This window comes from Parafrankia sp. Ea1.12, from assembly GCF_900465275.1.
Lineage (GTDB): Bacteria > Actinomycetota > Actinomycetes > Frankiales > Frankiaceae > Parafrankia > Parafrankia soli.
This window is the reverse complement of sequence record NZ_UBIZ01000591.1, coordinates 1-6,093: the sequence shown is the minus strand read 5'-3', so window position 1 is coordinate 6,093 and position 6,093 is coordinate 1. Positions and strand designations below refer to the sequence as shown.

The following is a 6,093-nucleotide window of genomic DNA, read 5'->3' as shown; positions in this document are numbered from 1 at the left end:
GGCCCAGCCAACACTTCCACCGGCCCAGCCAACACCGCCGCCGCGGCCAACCCCGCCAACCCGATCGCCGTCAACCCGATCGCCGTCGGCGCGGCCCGCCCCGCCGCCCCGACCACCATGGCCGGCAGCGGGGCGTCCGAAGGCGAGGGAACGCCGGGAGTCCGGTACGGGGAACTCGTCGGCCGGGTGCGCGAGATCGCCGTGCTCGACTCGGTGCTGTCCGAGGCGATGACCGGGCCCGTCCGCTGGGTGGTTCTCACCGGCCCCGCGGGCATCGGCAAGAGCCGGCTCGCCGAGGAGGCCGCCGCCGGCTGGCACCGGGCCGGCGGGGCGGTCTCGCGGACGGGGTGCCCCGACGACGACGCCGTCCCGCCCTGGTGGCCGGTGCGCCAACTGCTGCGTGACCTCGGCGCCGACCCCGACGATCTGCTGACCCCGCCGAGCGGCGCCGACGCGGACGCGGCCCGGTTCGTCGTCTACGGCCGGGTGCTCGACGCACTCTCCGAGGCCGTGCGGACCCGTCCGCTGCTGGTGGTGGCCGAGGACGTCCACTGGGCGGACACCGCGAGCCTGCGGCTGCTCACCCACCTCGCCGACGCCGGGGCGTGCCCCGGGCTGGCCCTCGTCGTGACCGCCAGGGACGTCACCGGCCGCCCCGAGCTCGACCGGCTGCTCGCCGCCGCGGCCCGCCGGCACGGATCACGGCGGCTGGCCGTCCCACCGCTGACCGAGGGCGAGGTGTCGGAGCTGGTCAACCGGATCAGCGGCCAGGCCATCGACGACGCCGAGGCCGCCGAGCTGGCCGACCGGACCAGCGGGAACCCGTTCTTCGTCTGCGAGTACGCCCGCCTGCCCGCCGAGGACCGCGCCGGCGGAAAGGTACCCGTCGCCGTGCGCTCGGTGCTCGGGCAGCGGCTCGCCGTCCTCGATCCGGCGGTGCTCCAGGTGCTGCGCGCCGCCGCCGTCATCGGCGACGTCCTGGACATCGACCTGCTCGGCAAGGTGACCCGGCTCGATCGCGACGAGCTCGCCGACCTGCTGGACGAGGCCTCGGACGAACATGTGATCGTCCAGGCCGCCGGCACCGGGCGGTACATGTTCGCGCACGCGCTGCTGCGCGACGAGGTCGTCGCCGGGATCTCCAGCCTGCGCCGCCAGCGGCTGCACCTGCGGGTGGCCGAGGCCCTCGGCCCGGTGGACGGCGGCCCAGGCAGCGGAGGCTCCGGCGGCGGCTCCGGCAGCGGCTCCGCCGGGGGCGGCTCCGGTGGTGGCGAGGCGCTCTCCCGCCGGGCCGCGCATCTCGCCGCCGCCTGGCCGCTGGCCGAGTCCGCCGACGTGTTCGACGCCTGCCGCGCCGCCGCCCTCGACGCGGAGCGCCGCTGGCAGTCGGAAGCCGCCGCGCACTGGTGGGGCCAGGCGCTGGAAGTCCTCGACCGGAGCGCCGGTGATCTCGACATCGACCGGGACGAGGTGCTCGTCGCGCGGGTCAGCGCGCTCGCCCGCGCCGGGCGGGGCCAGACGGTGCTCGACGTCGTCGACGCCGGCCTGCTCGACGCGGTGCGCCGCGGGCGGCTCGACTCGGCCGGCCGGCTGGCCGCCGCGCTGCTACGGACCAGCGGATCCTGGCCCTGGGCCGTCTACGGCGACGACCCGGCACCACTGCTGGCGCGCCTCGCCGGCCTGGAGACCCTCGTCGCCGCCGACCCCGCCGCGCACGTCCGGGTGCTGGCCGCGCTCGCCGTCGGCAGCGCCTACGACCCGGACGGCTCCGTCCCCGACCTGCTCAGCCGCCGGGCGATCGAGCTGGCCGAACGCATCGGTGACGACGAGGCGTTGGCCGACGCGTTACTCAGTCGGGCACTGGTGTTCTCCGGGATCGCGGAGCGGGCCGCCGAGTCCGTCGAGCTGCTCAACCGGCTGGCCACCGTCCCGCACGCCAGCGCGCAGATCGACGAGGTGATCGCGCACGGGCTGCTCTACCTGGCGAAGACGGAGCTGGGCGACCCGGGGTCCGCCGAGCACGTCCGGCTCGGCGCGCTCGGCAGCGACCTGCTGCGGCTGCCGGCCAGCCGGGTGCAGTTCCGCTGGGCGCAGGGCTCACTGGCGCTGTGGCGGGACGACGACCTCTCCACGGCGGAGGAGATCTACCACCACGCCTTCGCCCTGCACCGGGAGACCGAGCTCTACGAGAGCGGCGTGTACCACCTCGCGCTGCTCGCTCTGTGCTGGGAGCAGGGCCGGCTGGACGAGCCGGACGAGCCGGACGAGCCGGTGCCGATCAGCCCGTTCGTCCCGTGGGCGCCGGCGCTGACCGCGGTCGCCCGCGGCGAGCCTGATGCCGACAAGCTGCTGATCGCGGAGATCGCGCAGGTCGAGCCGGTCACCTGGACCACCCACTCGCGGCTGACGATGCTCGCCCACGCGGTCGCCGACCTCGGCCTGCGCTCACAGGTCAGCACACTGATGGCACGGCTCACGCCCGTCGCGCACTGCGTCGCGAACATCGGCCAGTGCGGCTACGTCGGTACGGTCGCGCTGGCCCTCGCCCGGCTGGCCGCACTGGGCGGCGACCTCCCGGGCGCGCGCGAGCATCTGCGGACCGCCGTGGAGGTCGCCACCCGCGCGCAGGGCGTCGGCGCGCTGCTGCGCTGCCGCCTGTTCGCCGCGGAGCTCGCCGCGCTCGCCGGCGACCCCGTGGACCTCGACGACCTGCGCGACGTCGCCGACCGCGCCGCACGGCGCGGCATGATCGGCGTAGCCCGCGACGCCCGCACACTCCTCACCCGTCACATCGACCCGACCTGACCGCGACCGGGCGGCCGGCTCGTCCGGGAGCGGAGCCCTCGTAAGGACAGGATGTTCACCAGCGCCCATGTCCGCATCGCCTGGGAGGCGTTGCGCGACCGGGGCTGGTCCGAGGCGGCCCGACCGGCACCGTAGGTTGACCTGCCCCGTTATCCCTGACCCTGCCGACGGAAATACCACGACCCGCGTTCGCGGGGGGGTCGATTTCCGTCAGGCGGTGGCAGGTCCGGTCATGTCGACGCGGAGGCGGGTCAGCGCCGAGGAGGCGATCCGCCAGGAGCCGTCAGTCTTCGCGTAGGTCTCGTGGTAGTGACCGAAACCGGTCATCGCGTGGCCGTTCGCGAACCAGATCCGGTCCTCCATGGCCCAGATGCCGGTGGCCTCCGACGGTGAGGTCAGCGTGATCTCCGGGGTGTGTCCGTGGTGGACGGTGACCGCCTCCGCGAGGTGGGAGCTGACGAATCCCACGAACGCGTCGGCACCGGCGATCACCCCGCCACCCGACCCGGTGGTGTCGACCACCAGGTCGTCGGTGAAGAGCCCGCGCAGGCCGTCCCAGTCCTTCGTGTCGAGCAGCCGGAAGTAACGGGCCTTCAACTGCTTGATGGCCTCGACGTCCTTGCTCACCTCGAAGCTCACCGCGAAGTCGTCCACGGGCGTTCCTCCACTTCCCGGCGTTTCCCCGACCTGCCAGTCGTCCACGAGGCGGGCCCGTCAGGCCCGGTGCAGCAGGCCGTACAGGCGGTTCACCTCAAGCCGCATGACCATGCGGCTTGCCTCGAGCATCTGGTGGTCGAACGCCGGCCGCTCCGCCGCCCCGTTGAAGACCGAGTGCACGGCGTACAGCTCGTCCGTCGCCTCGTCGCCCGGCGCGCTCGGGATCGCCAGCGTGACCTCGCCCTCCGCGACGGCGAAATTGAAGAAGTCGCCGCCGGGCACGTGCAGCACGGCCCTGGGGTCGCGGAGCAGGTTGCGGCCCTTGGCCCGGACGCCCGTCGTCGAGACACGGACCAGCCGGCGCTCGGCGTCGGCAACGTAGTAGACGTTCGAGAGGTGGGGCAGCCCGGTCTCGCCGATCGTGGCAAGAATGCCCTCGTTGCGGCTGGTGACGGCCTCCCAGAGCGCGTCCTGGCTGGGCGGTCTCACCACGACCGCCCCGACCGGCGTGACCGTTCCACCAATGATCCCCCAGACGATCGCTGCGGCGTCCGCTCACCGTGGTGGCACGCCGCCCCTCGGCCACGGACGGGCATCGCAAGCACGGCTTCACGGCGCTGCTTCTCCCTGGTCGGAGTATCGACCAGGGAGCGGACCAGGCGCATCTGTCTGGAGGCCGGCAGCGATCATCCGCCGGCGTGGCCTCGTGGCGAGGTGCCCCTCCACCCGCCGCGATACCTACTTCTTGTACACGGCGACGAATTCCGAGTCAGCATTGATCTTGCCGACCTCAGCGGCACCACCCGGCTCGCCGAGCGGCTCGTCCCGGCCGGGCAGGACCTCGGAGAAGAACAGCTCCTCGCTCTTGATGAAATCCTGCTCCTCGTCCGGGACCATCTCGTCGATCATCGCCGCCCCGACCGGGCAGGCGACCGCACACGCCCCGCACTCGGTGCATTCATCGGGGTTTATGTACATCTTGCGGTTTCCCTCGTAGATGCAGTCGGCCGGGCATCCGCCACCCAGGCACGCGCCGTCCTTGACATCGATGCACGCGGAGGTGATCACGAATGGCATGATGATATCCTCTCCAATCAGCCGAACAGGACGGCGGCCGCCGACCGCGGTGCACCCGCGCCCGACAGCCCGCTTTTCTCGGCCGCGCGCCGACCGGAGTAGGCCGAATTCCGGCGAACCCGCATAGATTATTGGCGGGCGCATGTCACAGCGACGCTTCGCCCGGTAAACGACAGGTAACGAAGAAAACTTTCCGTTTACCGAAAAAGAAATTGAACAAATTCGCCACGCCGAAACATCGCGGGATCTTCCCGAGGATAACGCTTTCATCAGCGGTATCCCGCGGCGCCCGCGCGGGGCAGCCCACACGCAGGGCAGCCATGTGGAGGGCAGCCGCGCGCGGGACAGCCGCGCGGCACCGGGGTCACCGGCACGGGTCAGACCATCGGCCCGGGAGCGAGCCGGGCACTCCCCACACCCGTACCTCACGGCGCGTCCGCGTGCCGGCGCGTCCGCGTTGTCACCCGGCGGCCCGCCTCCAGGCTATCGAAAACGATAACGGTTATGATGCCACTCTGATCGCGGCACCGCCGCCACGACCTCGGAGACAGCCACCATGAAGATCGCTTTTGTCGGTAAGGGTGGGAGTGGAAAGACCACGCTCTCGGCCCTGCTGTGCCGCCACCTCGCCGCGCGAGGTCATCCCGTCCTGGCCATCGACGCCGACATCAACCAGCACCTCGGTGCGGCGCTCGGCGGAGCGGGCGGCGAGGAGGCCACGGCGCCGCCGATGGGTGAACACCTCGACGTGATCAAGGACTACCTGCGCGGCAGCAACCCGCGCATCCCGTCGGCCGGGATGATGGTCAAGACGACACCGCCCGGCCCCGGGTCGCGGCTGCTGCGGACGGGTGACGACAACCCGCTGTGGGAGCGTTTCGGTGTGGACGTCGACGGTGTCCGGCTACTCGCGACCGGCGCGTTCACCGAGGACGACCTCGGCGTCGCGTGCTTCCACTCGAAGCTCGGCGCGGTCGAGCTGCTACTGAACCACCTGGTGGACGGCGCCGGCGAGTACGTCGTCGTCGACATGACGGCGGGGGCCGACGCGTTCGCGTCCGGGCTGTTCACCCGCTTCGACCACACATTCCTGGTCTGCGAGCCGACCCGGAAGGCGGTCGCCGTCCACGACCAGTACCGGGAGTACGCGGCGGACTACGAGATCACCGTGTCGGCCGTGGGCAACAAGATCTCCGATGACTCGGATGTCGCGTTCCTGCGCGAGCACCTCGGCGCGGACCTGCGCGCCTGCTTCCGCCACTGCCCGCCCGTCCGCGCCCTGGAGCAGGGCCGGCCGTTCCACCTCGACGACCTCGACCCGGAGACCAGGTCATCCCTGGCCACGCTGCAGGGCCTGGTCGACCGGACCGTGCGCGACCCGGAACGGTTCGTGGCGCAGATGCACGAGATCCACCGCCGCAACGCCCGCGCCTGGGCGAACAGGTCCGCCGGCACCGACCTCACCACGCAGATCGACCCCATCTACCGCCCCCCGTACCCGCCGGTGCCCGAGCCGCGCACGACCCCGACCCGAATCCCAGCCCGGTTCCCCAC

General features: G+C 72.3%; 5 protein-coding genes. 2 read left to right on the top strand and 3 right to left on the bottom strand.

Annotated features, from left to right (window positions below):
* The coding region (locus tag FMEAI12_RS32540) for an AAA family ATPase (protein WP_112109001.1) at positions 1–2,805 on the top strand (2,805 nt) is incomplete at its 5' end.
* A 210-nt stretch (positions 2,806–3,015) separates the two neighbouring features.
* On the opposite strand, the gene FMEAI12_RS32535 is transcribed toward FMEAI12_RS32540, so the two are convergent.
* The 3 genes from FMEAI12_RS32535 to FMEAI12_RS32525 all read right to left on the bottom strand — a co-directional run bounded on the left by FMEAI12_RS32535 (position 3,016) and on the right by FMEAI12_RS32525 (position 4,539).
* Positions 3,016–3,459 (bottom strand): nuclear transport factor 2 family protein, encoded by a 444-nt coding sequence (locus FMEAI12_RS32535; protein WP_112109002.1) that lies wholly within the window; start codon positions 3,457–3,459, stop codon positions 3,016–3,018.
* A gap of 60 nt (positions 3,460–3,519) precedes the next feature.
* Entirely contained in the window at positions 3,520–3,951 is a 432-nt protein-coding gene (locus FMEAI12_RS32530) for a TIGR03618 family F420-dependent PPOX class oxidoreductase (RefSeq protein WP_160144367.1), read from the bottom strand.
* A gap of 249 nt (positions 3,952–4,200) precedes the next feature.
* Positions 4,201–4,539: a DUF362 domain-containing protein gene (locus tag FMEAI12_RS32525; RefSeq protein WP_112108998.1), complete on the bottom strand. Its 339-nt coding sequence runs from the start codon at positions 4,537–4,539 to the stop codon at positions 4,201–4,203.
* 556 nt (positions 4,540–5,095) lie between these two features.
* Here FMEAI12_RS32525 and FMEAI12_RS32520 point away from each other — a divergent pair.
* A partial coding sequence (locus FMEAI12_RS32520; protein WP_200835488.1) for an AAA family ATPase occupies positions 5,096–6,093 on the top strand: 998 nt, incomplete at its 3' end.